Below are 18,682 nucleotides of genomic sequence, written 5' to 3' on the forward strand. Positions count from 1 at the left end.
TAAAAGCATAGAATAAGGACTTTTTTATTGTATCATAATTTTAAATTAATTCAAGTCCTATTTGAAATATCCTCTGACCGTTTTACGATCATGATTTAACTGTGTCATCAAGGCTTCAATGGAAGAAAAACGTTCTTCATCACGAAGACGATGATAAAATTCAACCTTCATTTCTTGACCATAAATATCTTGATTAAAATCTAAAATATGAACTTCAACCGACACATTATCGATAAAATTAAACGTTGGATTATGGCCGATATTACACATTCCAGCATAAGATTGCCCCTTCACCCAAACTCTAACGGCATAAACTCCATTTTTAGGAATAATATAGGCTTCAGTCGTTGCGACATTTGCAGTTGGGAAACCAATTTGTCTTCCCTTTTGTTGTCCACTAATCACTGTTCCACAAAGCGTATACGGTCTTCCAAGCATTTCATTTGCTTTTTCAATATTTCCAACAGCTAAGTAAGACTTGATTTCAGTTGCTCCGATTTTTTCTCCTTCAATTTCTTTTTTATCCGTTACATTTAAGCTGAATTTTTCTGGGTATTGTCGAAGTAACTCCACTGAACCTTCTCCCTTCTTTCCAAATCGAAAATCAAAGCCGGTCGAAACGTGCTCTACCTTCGTCTTAACTAAATAACGTTCAATAAAATCTATCGCTCTAAGTGATGCCAACTCTTCATTAAAAGTTAAAATCATTAAATAATCAACTCCAAGTTCCGTTAATAAACGAACTTTTTCAGTTGGTGGGGTTATCAAGTGTTCAGAACTTAATTTTTTCAAGATCACATTTGGATTAGGTGAAAAGGTCATCACAGCACTTTTTAATCCATTTTTTTTAGCATATTCAATCGCTTCTTTAATCACTAGTTGATGCCCAATATGTAAACCATCAAAATACCCTAAGGCTACACTTAATCCCTCTTCTGAATTAAAGGATGTTTGATTTAAATTCAAAACTTTCATTTTACTCACTTCCTAAAAGAATCCCCTTACGGATTTCATGACTGGTTTCGACTCGTGCTTCTCATACACGGCTAAACATTGCCCAGATTGACTAAAAATTGCAAATTGAGGAGTTTCTATATTTCCAACTTGTTCAGGATGTAATTGAACTCCATTTCGAACTAACTTTTCAACCCAGTGATCAACCGTTACCTTTGGAAAATCTTCAAAAGCTTGTTCAATCGTTAATAAACTTAAGGACTGATGCTCAACCTTTTCTTTTAATTGATTGATCGATAAACAATCTGAAATTTTAAAAACACCAGATGCAATACGTCGAAGGTGTGACATATGAGCTGGATATCCTAGCTTTTCACCAATCGTTACGGCTACTGTTCGAACGAATAACCCTTTACTTCCTTTGACACGGAAACTAAATTTCACACAACCCGTTTGCTCATCTTGAATAACCTCTCCAAGTAATTCTAATTCATAAATCGTCACTTCACGACGAGGTCGTTCAACCGTTTGCCCTGCTCTTGCATATTCATATAGTTTTTTTCCATTGACCTTAACCGCTGAATACATAGGAGGAACTTGAATACTCGTTCCTAACATTGATTTTAATACCGCTTTAACTTCTTCTTTTGTAATCTGACGATGAATGGGTTTCGATTCAACGACTTCCCCATCTGCATCTTCGGTCGTCGTTGAAAAACCAATCGTCACCTCACCCAAATATTCTTTTTCATTTGCCGTTAAAAATTGCGAAATTTTAGTTGCACGACCGATGCAAAGTGGTAAAACCCCGGTTACACTTGGGTCAAGTGTTCCTGTATGCCCTACTTTTTTTGTCTTTAGCACTTTACGGACAATATTAACACAATCATGTGATGTCATTCCTGCTGGTTTATCTAATAACAATACGCCATCCATGCCTTCACCTCATTATTTCCTTTAAATCGATAATAAAAACTGCTCAAAAACTTCATTTGCCATCAATAAGCCACTTGGAGTTAGCCGGACATTTAATTCTTTTTGTTCTAAATATCCCTTTTGAATTAATTCTTCAAACGCTTTTCCATAAATCTCATCGATATTCACATCGTATTTATCACTAATCGCCTTTAAATTAACACCCTTTAATAATCTTAAACCGAGAAACATTTCTTCTTCAATCATTTCCTCTTTCGTTAACGCATGTGATTCTATCATTGGGAGCTTCCCATCTTTTAATAGCTCAATATACGTATTGATAGAACGAGTATTTTGATAACGCTGCCCCTTAACATAACCATGCGCGCCAAGTCCTACACCAATATACGTCTCATTTTTCCAGTACCACTGATTATGTAAACTTGGTTTAGATTTTGCAAAATTGCTAATTTCATAATGCTCATATCCCGCTTCTGTTAACGTCTCAATCGTCACTTCATACATCTTGGCTTCTATTTCATTATCTGTTAGCTCAATTTGATCTCTCATATAAGCTAAGTATAATTGAGTATGTTCTTCTACGATTAAGGAATAAGCTGAGATATGCTCTACCTCTAGTGAAATAACCTGTCTTAAATCATCTCTTAACTCATCAAGTGTTTGTCCTGGAATGGCATAAATCAAATCTAAATTAATATTTTTAATTCCACATTGTTTTAAGTTAGCAACCGCTTGAATAACCTCTTGAGCCTGATGTTTTCTTCCAATTCGCTTTAATAAAGATTCATGAAAAGTTTGAACGCCCAAACTAAATCGATTCACACCTTGAGCTTTTAAATATTGAATTTTATCACGTGTTAAATTTTCAGGATTTGCTTCAATACTAAACTCTTGAATCTGATTCATCTGGATCTGTTCCGTTAAAAAATCAAAAACTGGTTGAATTTGCTCCACACTTAAAGCCGTCGGTGTTCCTCCCCCAATATAAATACTTTGGAGGTTTGAAAACCCAACGTTCTGTTGATACAGTTTCAATTCTTGAATCAATGCTTCGATATATTCAGCATGTCGTTGTCCTTTTGTTAAAAGCTTTGGAAAATCACAATATGTACAGATATGATCACAAAATGGGATATGTATATATAATCCTTTTGGCATACCGTTCACCATTATAAACGGTCTAACACGTTTAAATGAAGACGTTTAGCCATCTCACGTGCCATGATCATATATTCATCATTTAAAAATTTAGGATTATGACAATCAGAGTTAACGATCACCTTTGTCTCTTTAAATTCTGTTGCAATTAACGACCAGAACTTTTCAGATGGATAAGGATAACGAACCCCATCTTCATATCGTTTTTTCCCGCGTCTAAAACCATTTGCATTTAATTCTAAAATGACATCATATTGATTGGCAGCTTTTGCAATTTGACGAGTTGCTCTAATGCACGCCTCATCCCATTTAGGGTAAAGTGTCATAAAAACATCTGGGTGAGCTAGAATTTTAAATAAGCCAGTTGACATCGCTTCAACAATTTTAGCCGCATATAATTCAAGTTGCTCTGGTCTTGTAAAATGAAACGCATCTTGATATTTTCCATCTAAATAAATATAATGTTGAGCTAATACTAGATAATCCGTCTTTGCAGCTAAACTCGCAATATAATCATGAGTATGAGGGAAATATTCACATTCGAATGCCTTCAGCAAATGAATTTGTGGATATTTCTTCTGAGCCTCTTCAATATCATTTAAATAAATGTCTAAATCTTCAAACTCCATACGACGTCCCATTTCAGGGAAGTTTTCATAAGGAACATGACAACTCATTCCAAGTTCTGTATAGTTTTGATTTACCGCTTCTAAAACATAGTCTTCAACTGTTCCTTTAGCATGTTTACAACGGTCATGATGTGTATGATAATTAGTTAACATCTTCTCACCTTCTTATGTAGTCTCTATTAAACAGTTTATCCTAAGTTTGTCATAGTATAAACTAAGTTGCTTTTTATTATGGAAAAAGAGAGGTTTCCCCCTCTCTTAATCTTCATCCATTGATAAAACAGCCATGAATGCCTCTTGTGGAACCTCAACTGATCCAACTGACTTCATACGTTTTTTACCTTCTTTTTGTTTTTCAAGTAATTTACGTTTACGTGAAATATCTCCACCATAACATTTAGCTAAGACATTTTTACGTAAGGCTTTAATCGTTGAACGTGCAATGATTTTCCCACCAATTGCGGCTTGAATTGGAACCTCAAACTGTTGTCTTGGAATAATTTCTTTTAATTTTTCAGTGATGACTTTACCACGACTATAAGCAAAATCTTTATGAACAATTAAACTTAAGGCATCGACGATTTCACCATTTAATAAAATATCCATTTTCACCAGTTTTGACGCTTGGTAACCAATTAATTCATAATCAAATGATGCGTATCCTTTTGTCGATGATTTTAATTGATCAAAGAAATCATAAACGATTTCTCCTAATGGAATCTCATAGTTAACATGAACACGAGTTTCATCTAAATACTGCATATCGATAAAGTTACCACGTTTTTTCTGACATAACTCCATGATGGCTCCCACATAATCATTTGGTGTCATAATGGAAGCTTTAACGTAAGGTTCTTCAATTGACTTAATCGTTTGTGGTTCTGGCATTTGCGATGGGTTATCGACAATTAACTTTGTTCCATCTGTTAAATAAACATGATAAATTACCGATGGTGCTGTGGCAATTAAATCAATATTAAACTCGCGTTCAATACGTTCTTGAATAACGTCCATATGTAATAATCCTAAGAATCCTGTACGGAATCCAAAGCCTAAGGCTTGTGATGTTTCAGGCTCAAACTGTAAAGATGAGTCATTTAACACTAATTTTTCTAATGCATCACGTAAATCATTGTAACGTGCTGCATCAATTGGATAAAGCCCACAGAATACCATTGGATTTAATTTACGATATCCTGGTAATGGTTCTTCAGCTGGATTGTCAACACATGTAATCGTATCCCCGACGCGAACATTTTTAACATCCTTAATCGAAGCTGTTACAAATCCTACATCTCCAACAGTCAAACAATCTACGATTTTCTCATGTGGCGTGTGTACTCCAACTTCAACGACTTCGTACTCAGCACCTGTTGCCATCATACGAATCACTTGCCCTTTTTTCATCGTTCCATTTACAACACGAATAGAAGCAATAATTCCACGATATTGATCATACACTGAGTCAAAGATTAACGCTTGTAATGGCGCTTCAGGGTCTCCCGTTGGGGCTGGGACTTTTTCAACCACTTGCTCTAAAATCTCTTCAATTCCAATTCCTGCTTTAGCTGATGCTAAAACCGCATCATCTGCCGGTAATCCAATGATATCTTCAACCTCTTGCTTCACGCGATCTGGATCAGCACTTGGTAAATCAATTTTGTTAATTAACGGTAAAATTTCTAAATCATTATCTAAGGCTAAATAAACATTCGCAAGTGTTTGAGCCTCAATTCCCTGTGCAGCATCAACGACTAATACTGCCCCTTCACATGCTGCTAACGAGCGTGATACCTCATAAGTGAAGTCAACATGACCTGGGGTATCGATTAAATGTAAAATGTACTCTTCTCCATCTTTAGCTTTATATGTCAACTGCACGGCATTTAATTTAATGGTAATTCCGCGCTCACGTTCTAAATCCATTGAGTCTAACAGCTGATTTTTCATCTCACGTTTTTCCAACGCATTCGTTCGCTCCAAAATACGATCCGAAAGGGTTGTTTTTCCATGATCGATGTGGGCTATAATTGAAAAGTTGCGAATTCTTTTTTGGCGTTCTTTGATTTGTTCAATGTTCATCGCACTCACCAAGCTCACTCCATTCCGAAATAATTAAATATCCACTTTATTTTACTGTAAAAAAACCTAACTCACAAGCAAAAAATAATCATTCACTTCTTTTTCGGCTATTTTCGCATCTTTTACGACATCACTTTCTTTCATTCATCACTTAATATCCTTTACATTATGACAACTCCTATGCCTAAAAAATTAAAAACCATGGCTTTTTTCTCCTTGAGAATGAAGTCATGGTTTTCATCTATTATTCAGTGATTAATTGATCACAGGCTTTTACAATCATTCGTAAAACTTCCCTGACTGTGGTTTTTAATAAATCCGCAGCATCTTGTCCAAATTGCGACACATTATTATGTGCTACACCTCCGCTTGAAACTGGTGTTGACTTTGGAACCACGCCTTCAGAAATCATCTCACTATAAGAAGTGATGATTTCCTCACCTTGTGATAATTTCTGCTCATACTCTTTGATTTGTTGCGTGAGATTAGAGCTTGCCGCGACATGAGGTGTCGTTTCTGAATGGGAGCTAGAACCATAAATAGTTCCTAATAAAAAGCAAACGACGAAAAAAATAAGAGCTATTCCTTTTTTCATCCCCATCTCTCCTTCAATTAATGAGTTGTAATATACTGTGTCATCACCTTCGCGATGGCTTCGGCAGTATTACATAATTCTTCGTACGTATTATCAACTCCACCGACTTCCATTAAGAGGAGTGTCGTGGCAAAGTCTTGATTATAAATCCCATTCGTATATTCTCCACCTTTTTCAATAATTCCTTTTGAAAGACCGGGATAATACATATTAAACAAATTATTAATTTCATTGGCAAAGGCTAAATTTTCTTTATAACGTTGATGATCTTGTCCTACAACCAATAACAACTTAGCATAGGATTTTCCGTCAATTGTGGTGGTCGTTCGATTATAGTTTAACGAATCACGATGGATATCAATAAAATATTTGAGAGTGTTATACTCTGTTGCCGTCGACTCTAAATACATGCGGGAAGCTTTATAGGATTGCCAATATTCCCAATCATTCGCAACTAATACTTCAGAGATATCTCTTGTTTCAACAAGTGTTTTAACTCCTAAATTAGAAAATTCATTCGCTACAAGGTTTGACATGTCGCCAACAAAAACTTTACGCCCAAGCATGGCATTGACTTGATCAGATTCATACGTTTCAGAATCATGCGTATTAAAAAGATAAACCAATGGTTCTGTTGAATTCACCGCTTCTGGCCGTGGTTCTAATTTTAACTCTTCACTGACATAGGTATATTTATAATCATTGGATGTATTCGGTGTAGCAGCGGCCACACTACTTTGTTTTGAATCCATTTGAATAAAGGCAAACCCATCATTTAAAAAGGAATACAACTGATTCAAATCAAGGTTTGTCATGACTTCTGCAAAATACTTTTGTAAATTAGTCATCAGTTCGATAAAATCCGCTGGATTAGCAAAATCAAAAATACTCGATAAAACAACCTCTTGATTGACATGCTTTTCATAGGCTTCTTTTTGATTGACATAAAATAATTGAAAAAATTGCGTTGAGTATAGCGTCACAACAAAGAATCCTACCACTAAATAGGGAACTCCCTTTGTTAGTTGTTTACTTAATTTATTTCTTTTAGAGCGCAAACGACGTTTTCGTTTCAAAATTCTCCCCCCCAGACCGTTTCCTCTAAGTTAAATTCCTTTTTTCATTTATACTTTATTATACCGAATGAGGGTTGTTATTAATTGTTGTTTTATGGTAATCACTTAACTAAATTGTACATTTTGATGTAAAGCACGGTTAATCCCATTTGAAATCAAGGTTGCCAAATCTTCCATTGCCGTGTCTATTTCTTTTGGTGTGACAATTAAGTTAAATCCATTTGGAGTTAAGACTTCACTAATGAGTTGGCGTTTATCTTCCTCAGCAAGGAGTCCCACCTGCCCCATGAATTGTTGACGTAACTCATCCGACGGTAGATCATCCTCACTATATTGTTGACGAACCATTGAAAAAGGCACTAATTTTTTATACGAACGCTTTTCTTCTTTTAATGATTTTCCAATATGTTTTAATAACAAGTCAATGGTGTCCGACGTAATTGAGACGGCATCTACAACCGTTGGAACACCGATGGAAAAAACAGGAATACCAAGCGATTCCTCATCAACGGCTTTACGTTTATTTCCAACCCCACTTCCTGGCGCAATTCCAGTGTCAGTCATTTGAATCATTTTGTTAACACGAGTTATCGAACGCGAAGCAAGCGCATCAACCATGACTAAAAAATCAGGTTTAATTTTTTTGACCAACGACTCAATCACATCAAATGTTTCAATCCCTGTCATCCCCATTACACCGGGTGCTAAAGCACTCACTTCACGATAACTACGATCGACTTCGTCTGGTCTTAGTTCATAAAGATGACGTGTCACAATCACTTCGTCAACCACCATCGGACCTAAAGCATCTGGCGTCACGTGGTCATTTCCAAGTCCGATGACTAAACAAGTATGTTCATCCGTAATATTTCGATGATCTAATAATTTTTTAAATTGTTGCGCAAAGACTTCCATAGCAACGGTCAGCTGATCGTGATCATGAGATAAAATAGATGACGTATCGAGTGTCATATAGCGCCCCGCCTTTTTCCCCACGCTTTCTTCAGCTTCTTTTTCAACATCAATGCAAGTCACTTTTAAGCCTTTAATATTATCCTCTTGATAATGGACACCTTTTTGTTGATCTTCATCGACTTGTCCCACCATTTGTTCAACAGCTTCAAGTGCTAAGTCAGATCGGCATTGCCATTTTTTTTGTTCTTGTTCATTCATTTTTATCACCTCACCTTATAGTGTGACCGAATCGTCTCAGTTCATGAAACGACTTCACTATTTTTAGCAAAAAAAAAGAAAATCAATGATGATTTTCTCTTATTCCTTTTGAGCAACGATTTTTGATTTTAATTTGGATGATTTTAAGTGACAAAAATCAAATTCAATCATCAATATAGCAATCAAACAAATCAAACCGCCAAAAACTAATCGATTTGTAATGGGGTCATGTAAAATCATGACGGATAAAATAGCTCCAAACAACGCTTCTGTTGATAAAATCAATCCAGCTTTAGCCTCGGATGTATAGCGTTGAGCGATGGTTTGTAACAAATAAGCTAACAGTGTACTAAAGATTCCGAGATACATAATCGCTAGCCCACTTGAGAAACTAAGCGCAACCCATGGTTCGCTAATTAAAGACCAGATTAGTGAAACCATCGCCACCGTGACCATTTGAATAATCGTGAAACAATAACTATTGCATCGATTAATATATAATCCTGTGATGATAATTTGTAAAGCAAAACCAATGGCACAAATGAGCGTCAGCAAGTCACCAATACTCACCGAAAAATCACGCTCTAATGACAGAATACTAATTCCTAAGATCATCACTAGCATTCCAATCCATTGCGAACCTTTCATTTTGTTTTTGAAAAACAAGACGCCAAATAAAGGTACTAGTAACACATACGATGATGTAATAAAGGCATTTTTAGATGCCGTTGTGTATTGCATTCCAATGGTTTGAAAAGTAAATCCTATAAACAAACAAATTCCAGCCAACACACCGGCTACCACGTCTATCCGCTTTAGATCCAAGAGCTGCTTTCTAAATACAATCGCCAATACTCCCCCTGCAATCAAAAAACGCAACGTGATTAATTGGCCGGCCCCCACCCCCTCTTGCACCGCTAACCCTACTGCTGGAAATCCGCCTCCCCAAATAATCGCAACTAATAACAATAATCCGTCTGCTATTTTCGAATTCATCCCAATCCCCCTAATCCCTTTTATACCATTCTATGTTTTTAGTAAAAAAAGCATGTCCACAAGAACATGCTTTTGATCATTATTTAATTTCTTTTAATACTTGACATAAGAAGTCATAAACGCGTTCAGTAGATGAAATAGATAACGATTCTTTTGGCGTATGCGCTCCTGTAATATCAGGTCCAATTGAAATCATATCTATTTTCCCTAATTTTTGTGATAAGAAGCCACACTCAAGACCTGCATGAATCGCTGAAACTTCTAATTCTTTTCCTGCCGTACGCTCATAAACCTCTTTCATAATATCACGAATTTTTGAATCTGTTTCAAATTCCCACTCTGGATAATCTGCAATTAACTCCATCTTAGCTCCAGTTAAATCAGCAATCGCTTGAATACGATGATTGATTTCACGTTTTAATGATCCAACTGAGCTACGAACCGCACTATTAAACTCAATTTCTGATTCAGTCATTTCAACGACACCAATGTTACTTGAACTTTCAACAAGTCCTGCTACATTTGCACTCATCGTTTGAGGTCCATAAGGGATTAATTGTAAAATATGAGTGACTTTTTGTAACGTTTCTGCTGTCCAAACCTTAAGTTCAGTTGCAACTGGTGCTAATTTTAAAGTAATGTCTTGATCCGCCGTTTCAAATTCAGCACGAATCATGATTTCAAAATCTTTTACTTTTTCTTCAAGTGTTGATACTTTGTCTTTTGATAATGTTAAGACCATTTTGGCACGTTTTGAAATGGCATTCATTTTTTCTCCACCTGCAACATGTGCAACTGAAACTTGAAGATCTTGCACATAATGGAAAAAGCGTCCCATTAATTTATTGGCATTGGCACGACACTTATTAATTTCAATTCCTGAGTGCCCACCTTTTAGGCCACTAATCACAACTTCATATGAAACAAGTGAATTATCACTTAACGTCATCCATTCAAGCGGTAGCTTTAATGAGTTACGTACACCTCCAGCACATGAAGCTAACGCTACTCCTTCTTCTTCTGAATCAATATTAATTAAGATATCACCTTGTACATGAGCAGGATCCAATGCCATGACTCCATCCATTCCTGTCTCTTCTTCCGTTGTCACTAACACAGTTAAGGCAGGATGAGCCATCGTCTTATCTGCTAAAATAGCAAGCGACATCGCAACCGCAATTCCATTATCAGCTCCAAGAGTTGTTCCTTTTGATTTAATCCAATCGCCTTCAACATAAATCGGTAAAGCTTGTGTTTCAAAATCAAACTCTAATTCATCATCTTTGACACAGACCATGTCCATATGACCTTGTAAAATGACACGTGGAGCATTTTCATAACCCGCAGTAGCTGGTTTTTTGATGATTACATTTTTACAGGGTTCTTGAATCACTTCTAACCCATGCTCATTAGCAAAATCAACTAAATACTGACTAATGGCAGCCTCATTTCCTGATTCACGTGGAATCTTCGTCATTTCTTCAAAATAATGAAACACCGCACGTGGGTTTAAGTTTCCTAAAATATCCGACATAATTTGCGCCTCCTTTTTTTATATATTCTACCATAACTTCACTTAAAATGATAACCATTGGACATACTTTTATTCATAATCTATCCAACTTCCCCGAAGGGGGAGATTATAATTTTCAAAAAAAAAGAGGTAACTTTCACCTCTTTAATCTTTAATAGATTGTATAACCTTTATCTTTTTTATTCTCTTGATCCTTTACTTTATAATCATTTGTTTCAAATACGGCATCCTTTGTAGTTTGGCGTTTCTCACGTTCAATCGTTGCTTTATCTGGAAAAATAAACACACACGCAATATATAAAATAATTCCGACTGAAGTAAAGGAAATCAAGACCCATACTAAGCGAATTAAGGTGACGTCAATATTTAAATACTCAGAAATCCCTTTACATACTCCACCAAGCATTGCTCCTTGTGAGGTTTTATATAAACGTTTATTTGACATAGTTTTCCATCCTTTCCATCATATCTTACTCTTATTATATATCACCACTCATCTCATGCCAATCTTTTTGAAATATATTTCAATCTTAAGCTATTTAAGACTTTGTGATTAAGAATTAAATATACTATAATAGTTCTATAACTTTCCTCACACAGGAAAATTTTTGAGTATCGGAGGTGTAAAAAATGAGTTATGAATTACTAAATTTAATAAAATCGAGTGAAACATCCTTAACAAAAATGGTTAATCTATTAAATGAATCTCCTTCTGTTTGTCTTTCATCATTAGACCCAAATCAAACGGCCTTAATCATTGTTGACATGGTGAATGGATTCGTCAAGATGGGCCCGATGTCATCTCCTCGAATCCAAACGATTATCGATCCGATTTGCGACTTATTAAAACGAGCAAATGATTCTCAAATTGATGTTGTGGCTTTCGCCGACTGTCACCAAACGGATTCAATTGAGTTTAATTCTTATCCTGCACACTGTATCAAAGGAGAAGTAGAAAGTGAAATTATCGATGAAATCAAACAGGCTGGACCTTATCACTTAATTGAAAAAAGTTCTACAAATGGCTTCTTAGAGCCTGCATTTCATCAGTGGTTAGAAAACCATCCATTGATTAACCAATTTATTATTGTGGGTGATTGCACCGATATTTGTGTAGAACAATTTGCGATTACCTTAAAGACTTATTTTATCACGCAAAATAAAATAAGTCGTATCATCGTTCCAATGAATAGTGTTGAAACTTATGACTATGATGTTCATGCTGCTGACTTCATGAATGTCATTGCCTTATATAAAATGATGATGAATGGGATTGAAATTGTGACACGCATCGAAGAATAGAAAGAGGAATTTATTATGAACTTAAAATCATCAAATTTAACAATGCTAGTTGACTTTTACGAGTTAACGATGGCTCATGGTTACTTCGAAAACGGCATGAAAGATCAAATCGCCTATTTTGATATGTTCTTCCGTCGCGTTCCTGAACGTGGTGGTTTTGCCATTATGGCAGGCCTTGAACAGCTCATTGATTATTTAAAGAACTTACACTTTACAGATGAGGATATCGAGTTTTTACGACGTAAAAACATGTTTTCTGATGCCTTTTTAGATTATTTAAAAAACTTTGAATTCGCTTGTGACATTTATGCCATTCCAGAAGGAACACCTATTTTTCCAAATGAGCCAATCCTTACAGTTCGAGGACCGATTATTCAAGCTCAGTTCATTGAAACGATGGTATTACTGTCAATCAACCATCAATCTTTAATCGCAACGAAAGCAAATCGAATTGTTCGTGCAGCTGAGGGACGTCCTGTCATGGAATTCGGATCTCGTCGTGCGCAAGGAGCACAAGGCGCTATTTTAGGGGCTCGTGCTTCTTATATTGGGGGATGTATTGGGACGGCTTGTACCATTACTGATCGTGATTACCAAGTTCCATCCCTTGGAACAATGGCCCACAGTTGGGTTCAAACGTTTGATACTGAATACGATGCCTTCAAAAAATACGCAGAACTTTATCCAGAAAATTGTGTTCTTTTAGTTGATACTTATAACACGTTAAAGCAAGGTGTTCCTAATGCTATTAAAGTCTTTAAAGAAGTGTTAATTCCAAAAGGCCATCGACCTGGAGGCATTCGCATTGATAGTGGGGATGCCGCTTATTTATCAAAAAAAGCTCGTAAATTATTAGATGAAGCGGGACTTGAAGATTGTAAAATTGTCATTTCTAACTCACTCGATGAGTATATTATTCGCGATTTAATCATTCAAAAAGCCCCAATCGATTCATTCGGTGTGGGAGAACGCCTTATTACATCAAAAGCTGAGCCAGTTTTCGGTGGCGTTTATAAAATTGTGGCAGTTGAAAAAGAAGGAGCTATGATTCCAAAAATCAAAATTAGTAATAACATTGAAAAAATTACAAATCCAGGATATAAACAAGTGTATCGTTTATTTGAACGCGAAACTAATAAAGCCATTGCTGATGTCATCACCCTAGCTGATGAAATCATTGATGATAATCATCCATATACCATTTTTGATCCAGAACACACTTGGAAACGCAAAACAATCGAAAACTTCTATGCCAAACCGCTACTTATCCCTATTTTCTTAAATGGAAAACAAGTTTATAACTCACCAAGCCTCGAGGAGATTGTCGCCTATTCAAAAGAGCAAATTAATACGTTATGGGAAGAAGTTCTACGTTTTGAACATCCTCATCAATATTATGTCGATTTATCTAAAAACCTTTGGACATTAAAAACGGACTTACTTGAAAAGTACTCAAAATAATCTTTTTACTACAAAAAATACGTCTCAAAGCTCGTAAACAATTGGAAATTTTACTATTTCATTAAATATTGTATTTTCTTCTTGCAATTTAGACATGGGTTTGATAGAATATTTTTGTTGTATTAATGGAGGTGAATTGAATGCCAAATATTAAATCACAAATTAAACGTGTTAAAACAAACGATAAACGTCGTCAATTTAATGCTTCTTTCAAAGCATCTATGCGTACTGCTATCAAAGCTGTTGAGGTTGCTGTTGAGAACAAAAACATCGAAGCTGCAAAAGAAGCTTACAATACAGCTAACAAAAAATTAGACAAAGCTGTTGCAAAAGGAATTTGCCATAAAAACTACGCAGCTCGTCAAAAATCACGTTTAAGCAAAAAAATTAACGCTTTAGGATAAAAAAATACCGACTTTTGGGTCGGTATTTTTTTATTATCTTTTATTTAGTTAATCGGTTGAAATTGAATGGTTACATCAGGATTATTTGTAAATTCTGTTTTAGCCATCATGTAAAGTTCATTCACTTCTTCCACTCCTGGAAAGGCACTTTCATCTGCCACTTGTACAATAACTTGAACCGTTTCTTCATTAACACGAACTAATACATCATTATAACCTTTTGATTTAATCATTGTTTCAAGCGCGCTTTGATGTTCACGATCTCTATTTAATTTATCTAAATCATCTTTTGCTTCACTTTTAGCTGTTGCATCGTAATCTTTACTAGCAATTACTTCTTTTAATTCTGATACTTTTTGACTTTGTTGTTTTTCAAGTTCAACACGTAACACTTGGATTGAATTCGATTCCGTTGCAACTGTTGTAACATTTTCTTCTGTCGTTGTTTCACTTGCTAACTCACTACCTGTTTGCGCATCAGTTTCGCTAACTTCCATTTGAACATTTGGTAAGGTTTGAGTTGATCCTGCTCCAGTTGTTAAATCTTTTGGATCTTCCATTCCCATATAAAAAACTGTTAATAAGACAAAGACAACAAATAATGCGGCTGTAACATAAGAATTTTTGTTCATTTTAATTTCCTCCTAATTCAGATGCATTTAATAATGATATTTGATGGATTGGTACATCAAGTAACAAACTGATTGCGTTCGTGACATCATAAGGTGCTTTGAGCACTCCGCGATACACAATAACAACTCCATTTGAAACAGTATTTGTTTGATTTGAAGCGAAGATTGTTGCAGATGAAGAATCCGATACAGTTTTATAAGACAAATTAACACTTTCAAGCGTAACCCCTTCTATTGAGGCAAATAACGTATTAATTTGTTCTTGATGTTTCGTCTCAAGTACGTTTGTCGTTGTTTTACCACTGTTGTTTTCAAAACTTCCATTAAACAATGTGGTAAAAATAAAGACGGCTGCAATAACTGATAAAATTCCAAACGGACCTAAATCTGCGACTATTTTTCTTAACTTCTGAATCATTTGTGATATATCCGAGGTTTTTTTTATCTCCTTCGTCCCCCCTCCTGATCCGTTTATACTACTTTGAAACACTGCTGGGATTTTTATCCCCTCATCCTTCATTGACCTCCCCCCTCAAACAAAATATCGTTTCGGTCGATTCCTAGTTGATTAGAAACACATAGTTTCGCTTCTTTACTAGTCTCCACCATTTGTATGGTTAGAACTTCATCTAATTCGAATGTGATAATGTCGACGTCACAGAGTGCCTCAGCTTTTTGTATCAAGGCATCAACTTCACCTAAGGTAAGATCTTTTAAGTCCTCCTCAAGCTTGCTCTGATAATACTGTACAGATTCGTCGAACTCACTCTCACTAATGAAGGTAATCGAATTAATAAATGAACTAACTTCATTATTCATTATACTGAGTACCGGCTTTAAAATGATAACTATAATAAAAAAATGAAGATAAAATGAAATTATCTTTTTATAAGAAGCCGGAATAACCAACAAATTGACAACAGCTATCAAAAAAAACATGGCAATAATTTGTTTGGCGTATGTATATATCATTTCTTTTCCCATCTCCTCACATCTTGTCAAATGTTATCTAATTGGTTACTAACATCATATTAGAACTATATAAAATAATAAAGAACGTAAAGATAAACATAACAGCAATAATAATGGTAATAACTAATAAATTCATAACACCTGTATTAAAAATATCTAAGACGTTAATAAAATCTTTACTAACTAGTGGTTGAATAATCGCTGTTAGTAATCGAAACAAGATGGTTGCAATTCCAAGCTTCACAATAGGAAAAGAAACAAAAATAACCAATGTGATGATACTTAATAGGCCTACACTATTGCGCATAATCGATAACGTTGAGATAATGGAAACAACCGTATCAGTAAAACGGCTCCCAATAACTGGAATGTAATTCATTAAAGTTTGCGTTGTCCTAAAAAACAACCCATCCGCAAAACTTAACGTGACATTTTGGATGGACATCAACGTTAAAAAGAATGCAAAATAGCCTCCCAGTGTCCACAAGGCAATTTTATTAATAAAATTCGTTAATCGACTATATAAATCTTCAATACCAATTTGATTAACAAAACCAAAGATTGTTCCAATCACCGTCAAAGGTAAACTGACAGCATTAATGAAAAAATAGGAGACATTAATCAAAAATACAACAGCAGGCTGAAATAAGGCATGATTCCAAAGTGCGCCCGTAATGGTAATCATCGATAATAAAATAGGAAATACAGCCACAACAATATCCATATATCTTGTTAAAATATCCAGCGTATAGTCGTGATAAAAGACAAATAACCCAAATAATTGTACAATCAGAATTAATTTTAAGACTGTATTCGTAATCTTTTCATATCGTGTTGAAAACGTTGTTTGAATATTTTGAAACAACGCAATCACTAATAAGAAAATTAAAATCATTTTAAACTGAGAAAAACTCACATTTAACTCATACATGGCATATTCAACAATTGACTTAAAAAAACCGACTATATTAAAATTTTCAACCTTTAGTAAGTTCGATTTATCAAGATAATCAGCTTGTACAAGCCAGTCATATTGTGAATAGATTTCGGCCCAAATATTGTCAAACGATGATAGATCCATACTAAATTGACTCATACTTCACCCCCTAGTTCGTAAAGACTACAATATTGATAAAATTAGTTCAAATAAGGTGATAATCATCGGTAAACTGTACCCGATTAAATAGAGTTTTACAATATACTCAAACATTTTCCCTACATTACCAAGCTTTGCTTCTGTTAATAAAAAATTAACAAACTCAGCGTAATAAACAATTCCGATCAAACGAATGATAATCGTAACATACTGCTGTTCAATATTAAAATTCAAGAACACTGCTGTTAAGTCACCAATCATTTTGGAAAGAATTTGTAAGGCGACCATAAAAAAAAATGTTAGCAAGACAAGACTAAATCCTTTAGCATATTTCGGATTTACTTCTTCTAATAGCAAATAAACAAGTGCACATCCAATTACAAGTGAGATGATTTGAACAATATCAATGGCACACCACTCCTTCTACAACATGAAGATATTTCGTAAACTGGTCATTAATATTTCGATTAGTTGTACGATAAAAATAAGCATATAGACGTAACCAGCAAGTGTAATTAACTCACTGACGTCTTTTGCAATGTCTAACTTTTTAAAAACCATTCCTATAATTCCTAGCAAGAATCCGATTCCGGCAAATTGTAATATTTCAGTCACATCAATTGGCATCCCTTACACCTCATACTTTCGTTTAATTTGCTATTTAACTCTATGTTTAACTTATTTAAAAAATAACAAATAAACGATCTTCAGGAAGTAAATCTACAAGGCTATGGATTCATATCATTAAAAAGATGAGCTTTTACCCAAATTACAAACAGAATCCCTCCTATTTTTAGAATGCTCTGTCGAAATTTCATAAGAAAATTCTTTACTTCCCAACTCAAAGAGCCTATAACTCCCCCTTCCAGAACTAAAAACCTATCCTTAAGAAAATAAAAAAAGACTTTAAAAGTCGAAGCTCTAAAGTCTCTAAAACATGATGATTTTAATGTGTTAATGGATTTAAAACCTTACCCCATAACGAAGCAATGCCAGAAAGCGTTCATTATCTACGAGTTAAACCCATACTTTGAAGACGTAAGTGATAGACTATGATCACAACCTACAAGAATGTAGCAATATATTTGCGATAAAAATTTAGAACTACCAAATAAATTTCATAATCAACGCTAAAAAAGACACAACTATGTGTCTTTTCTCAAGTTATCTTTTGATAATAGGACTTAAATCTATCGGAATGCAAACAGAATCATCATTAGTACAAAAGCAATATCACATTATCACTTTTCAGATGCTACCTTTCTTTTTAATCCATCCAGTAGCATAGATTCTAACGTCTTAGATATCAAAATTTTCAAATGCTGCATCTTCCAATTCTTGTAGCATCTTTGCATTTCTTCTTTTCTCTTTAAACGATTTTAAAGCCACACCTGAAATGAGTCCTGTTAAAATCACTGCTCCAATCGCTCCGTATTTACCTTTATTTTGTTTCATTTTTTCTAACATTCTTCATTCCTCCTTAGTGTTACTTAATTTGTTAACTTCATATTATCTGAATTTTCGACATAAAAACATTCTTTTTTAAAATTTTTTATATGATATACTTAGGAGGTAAGCTTAATTTTCATAAAATGAATGAAGACATGATTATAGAGCAATTAATCACTGACATATTCACCGATCATGATACTAGAACGCGCCCTATGGCGTTTTTTTTATAA

At 34.9% G+C, this 18,682-nt stretch carries 21 protein-coding genes; 3 read left to right on the forward strand and 18 right to left on the reverse strand.

Annotated features, from left to right (window positions below; all coding sequences use genetic code 11):
• Positions 1-57: 57 nt before the first annotated feature.
• The 11 genes from HMPREF9402_RS13435 to HMPREF9402_RS13485 form a co-directional block, all read right to left on the reverse strand.
• A complete protein-coding gene (locus HMPREF9402_RS13435) occupies positions 58-975 on the reverse strand; it encodes a bifunctional riboflavin kinase/FAD synthetase (protein WP_009607661.1) in 918 nt (305 codons plus the stop codon).
• A gap of 12 nt (positions 976-987) precedes the next feature.
• Positions 988-1,890, reverse strand: a complete 903-nt coding sequence (gene truB, locus HMPREF9402_RS13440) for a tRNA pseudouridine(55) synthase TruB (RefSeq protein WP_009607680.1) — start codon at positions 1,888-1,890, stop codon at positions 988-990.
• 21 nt (positions 1,891-1,911) lie between these two features.
• Positions 1,912-3,048, reverse strand: a complete 1,137-nt coding sequence (hemW, locus tag HMPREF9402_RS13445; protein WP_009607670.1) for a radical SAM family heme chaperone HemW — start codon at positions 3,046-3,048, stop codon at positions 1,912-1,914.
• A gap of 11 nt (positions 3,049-3,059) precedes the next feature.
• Complete coding sequence (locus tag HMPREF9402_RS13450) at positions 3,060-3,830, reverse strand: histidinol-phosphatase (protein ID WP_006783320.1); 771 nt, start codon at positions 3,828-3,830, stop codon at positions 3,060-3,062.
• 105 nt (positions 3,831-3,935) lie between these two features.
• On the reverse strand, positions 3,936-5,759 hold the full coding sequence (lepA, locus tag HMPREF9402_RS13455; protein ID WP_039931112.1) for a translation elongation factor 4: 1,824 nt from the start codon (positions 5,757-5,759) through the stop codon (positions 3,936-3,938).
• A 244-nt stretch (positions 5,760-6,003) separates the two neighbouring features.
• The gene (locus tag HMPREF9402_RS13460) at positions 6,004-6,354 is read right to left on the reverse strand and encodes a hypothetical protein (protein WP_006783318.1); all 351 of its coding nucleotides are present in this window, start codon (positions 6,352-6,354) and stop codon (positions 6,004-6,006) included.
• 17 nt (positions 6,355-6,371) lie between these two features.
• Positions 6,372-7,430, reverse strand: coding sequence for a stage II sporulation protein P (gene spoIIP, locus HMPREF9402_RS13465; RefSeq protein ID WP_006783317.1), 1,059 nt, complete (start codon positions 7,428-7,430; stop codon positions 6,372-6,374).
• Between the two features lie 105 nt (positions 7,431-7,535).
• The gene (gpr, locus tag HMPREF9402_RS13470; protein WP_006783316.1) at positions 7,536-8,603 is read right to left on the reverse strand and encodes a GPR endopeptidase; all 1,068 of its coding nucleotides are present in this window, start codon (positions 8,601-8,603) and stop codon (positions 7,536-7,538) included.
• Between the two features lie 99 nt (positions 8,604-8,702).
• Positions 8,703-9,599 carry a DMT family transporter gene (locus tag HMPREF9402_RS13475; RefSeq protein WP_009607677.1) on the reverse strand — a complete coding sequence of 299 codons (897 nt, stop codon included), beginning with the start codon at positions 9,597-9,599 and terminating at the stop codon, positions 8,703-8,705.
• Positions 9,600-9,678: 79 nt separating this feature from the next.
• Positions 9,679-11,133: an aminoacyl-histidine dipeptidase gene (locus HMPREF9402_RS13480; RefSeq protein WP_006783314.1), complete on the reverse strand. Its 1,455-nt coding sequence runs from the start codon at positions 11,131-11,133 to the stop codon at positions 9,679-9,681.
• Positions 11,134-11,284: 151 nt separating this feature from the next.
• Positions 11,285-11,578, reverse strand: a complete 294-nt coding sequence (locus HMPREF9402_RS13485; protein WP_009607674.1) for a PspC domain-containing protein — start codon at positions 11,576-11,578, stop codon at positions 11,285-11,287.
• A gap of 185 nt (positions 11,579-11,763) precedes the next feature.
• Here HMPREF9402_RS13485 and HMPREF9402_RS13490 point away from each other — a divergent pair, with 185 nt between their 5' ends.
• The 3 genes from HMPREF9402_RS13490 (at position 11,764) to rpsT (ending at position 14,300) form a co-directional block, all read left to right on the forward strand.
• Entirely contained in the window at positions 11,764-12,435 is a 672-nt protein-coding gene (locus HMPREF9402_RS13490) for a cysteine hydrolase family protein (protein ID WP_006783312.1), read from the forward strand.
• Between the two features lie 15 nt (positions 12,436-12,450).
• Positions 12,451-13,896, forward strand: coding sequence for a nicotinate phosphoribosyltransferase (locus HMPREF9402_RS13495; RefSeq protein WP_009607679.1), 1,446 nt, complete (start codon positions 12,451-12,453; stop codon positions 13,894-13,896).
• Positions 13,897-14,036: 140 nt separating this feature from the next.
• Complete coding sequence (rpsT, locus tag HMPREF9402_RS13500; protein ID WP_006783310.1) at positions 14,037-14,300, forward strand: 30S ribosomal protein S20; 264 nt, start codon at positions 14,037-14,039, stop codon at positions 14,298-14,300.
• Between the two features lie 44 nt (positions 14,301-14,344).
• Here rpsT and HMPREF9402_RS13505 read toward each other — a convergent pair whose 3' ends face one another.
• The 7 genes from HMPREF9402_RS13505 to HMPREF9402_RS14655 all read right to left on the reverse strand — a co-directional run bounded on the left by HMPREF9402_RS13505 (position 14,345) and on the right by HMPREF9402_RS14655 (position 18,467).
• Complete coding sequence (locus HMPREF9402_RS13505; RefSeq protein ID WP_006783309.1) at positions 14,345-14,932, reverse strand: SpoIIIAH-like family protein; 588 nt, start codon at positions 14,930-14,932, stop codon at positions 14,345-14,347.
• A 1-nt stretch (position 14,933) separates the two neighbouring features.
• Entirely contained in the window at positions 14,934-15,452 is a 519-nt protein-coding gene (locus HMPREF9402_RS13510) for a hypothetical protein (protein WP_006783308.1), read from the reverse strand.
• Complete coding sequence (locus HMPREF9402_RS13515; protein ID WP_039931108.1) at positions 15,449-15,904, reverse strand: stage III sporulation protein AF; 456 nt, start codon at positions 15,902-15,904, stop codon at positions 15,449-15,451. Before HMPREF9402_RS13515 ends, HMPREF9402_RS13510 begins: the two co-directional genes overlap by 4 nt.
• Before the next feature lie 37 nt (positions 15,905-15,941).
• The gene (locus HMPREF9402_RS13520; protein ID WP_006783306.1) at positions 15,942-17,000 is read right to left on the reverse strand and encodes a stage III sporulation protein AE; all 1,059 of its coding nucleotides are present in this window, start codon (positions 16,998-17,000) and stop codon (positions 15,942-15,944) included.
• Positions 17,001-17,024: 24 nt separating this feature from the next.
• Positions 17,025-17,306 carry a stage III sporulation protein AD gene (locus tag HMPREF9402_RS13525; protein WP_129821770.1) on the reverse strand — a complete coding sequence of 94 codons (282 nt, stop codon included), beginning with the start codon at positions 17,304-17,306 and terminating at the stop codon, positions 17,025-17,027.
• Positions 17,307-17,423: 117 nt separating this feature from the next.
• Positions 17,424-17,627 carry a SpoIIIAC/SpoIIIAD family protein gene (locus HMPREF9402_RS13530; protein ID WP_006783304.1) on the reverse strand — a complete coding sequence of 68 codons (204 nt, stop codon included), beginning with the start codon at positions 17,625-17,627 and terminating at the stop codon, positions 17,424-17,426.
• A gap of 672 nt (positions 17,628-18,299) precedes the next feature.
• Positions 18,300-18,467 (reverse strand): hypothetical protein, encoded by a 168-nt coding sequence (locus HMPREF9402_RS14655; protein ID WP_006783303.1) that lies wholly within the window; start codon positions 18,465-18,467, stop codon positions 18,300-18,302.
• Positions 18,468-18,682 lie beyond the last annotated feature (215 nt).

Origin of the sequence: Turicibacter sp. HGF1 (assembly GCF_000191865.1) — a bacterium.
Lineage (GTDB): Bacteria > Bacillota_I > Bacilli_A > MOL361 > Turicibacteraceae > Turicibacter > Turicibacter sanguinis.

Bases quoted from the DNA above. Each gene is read 5' to 3' on its own strand.
- HMPREF9402_RS13435 (WP_009607661.1), bottom strand. From the start codon at position 975: ATGAAAGTTTTGAATTTAAATCAAACATCCTTTAATTCAGAAGAGGGA.
- truB (WP_009607680.1), bottom strand. From the start codon at position 1,890: ATGGATGGCGTATTGTTATTAGATAAACCAGCAGGAATGACATCACAT.
- hemW (WP_009607670.1), bottom strand. From the start codon at position 3,048: ATGCCAAAAGGATTATATATACATATCCCATTTTGTGATCATATCTGT.
- HMPREF9402_RS13450 (WP_006783320.1), bottom strand. From the start codon at position 3,830: ATGTTAACTAATTATCATACACATCATGACCGTTGTAAACATGCTAAA.
- lepA (WP_039931112.1), bottom strand. From the start codon at position 5,759: ATGAACATTGAACAAATCAAAGAACGCCAAAAAAGAATTCGCAACTTT.
- HMPREF9402_RS13460 (WP_006783318.1), bottom strand. From the start codon at position 6,354: ATGAAAAAAGGAATAGCTCTTATTTTTTTCGTCGTTTGCTTTTTATTA.
- gpr (WP_006783316.1), bottom strand. From the start codon at position 8,603: ATGAATGAACAAGAACAAAAAAAATGGCAATGCCGATCTGACTTAGCA.
- HMPREF9402_RS13475 (WP_009607677.1), bottom strand. From the start codon at position 9,599: ATGAATTCGAAAATAGCAGACGGATTATTGTTATTAGTTGCGATTATT.
- HMPREF9402_RS13480 (WP_006783314.1), bottom strand. From the start codon at position 11,133: ATGTCGGATATTTTAGGAAACTTAAACCCACGTGCGGTGTTTCATTAT.
- HMPREF9402_RS13485 (WP_009607674.1), bottom strand. From the start codon at position 11,578: ATGTCAAATAAACGTTTATATAAAACCTCACAAGGAGCAATGCTTGGT.
- HMPREF9402_RS13490 (WP_006783312.1), top strand. From the start codon at position 11,764: ATGAGTTATGAATTACTAAATTTAATAAAATCGAGTGAAACATCCTTA.
- HMPREF9402_RS13495 (WP_009607679.1), top strand. From the start codon at position 12,451: ATGAACTTAAAATCATCAAATTTAACAATGCTAGTTGACTTTTACGAG.
- rpsT (WP_006783310.1), top strand. From the start codon at position 14,037: ATGCCAAATATTAAATCACAAATTAAACGTGTTAAAACAAACGATAAA.
- HMPREF9402_RS13505 (WP_006783309.1), bottom strand. From the start codon at position 14,932: ATGAACAAAAATTCTTATGTTACAGCCGCATTATTTGTTGTCTTTGTC.
- HMPREF9402_RS13510 (WP_006783308.1), bottom strand. From the start codon at position 15,452: ATGAAGGATGAGGGGATAAAAATCCCAGCAGTGTTTCAAAGTAGTATA.
- HMPREF9402_RS13515 (WP_039931108.1), bottom strand. From the start codon at position 15,904: ATGATATATACATACGCCAAACAAATTATTGCCATGTTTTTTTTGATA.
- HMPREF9402_RS13520 (WP_006783306.1), bottom strand. From the start codon at position 17,000: ATGAGTCAATTTAGTATGGATCTATCATCGTTTGACAATATTTGGGCC.
- HMPREF9402_RS13530 (WP_006783304.1), bottom strand. From the start codon at position 17,627: ATGCCAATTGATGTGACTGAAATATTACAATTTGCCGGAATCGGATTC.
- HMPREF9402_RS14655 (WP_006783303.1), bottom strand. From the start codon at position 18,467: ATGTTAGAAAAAATGAAACAAAATAAAGGTAAATACGGAGCGATTGGA.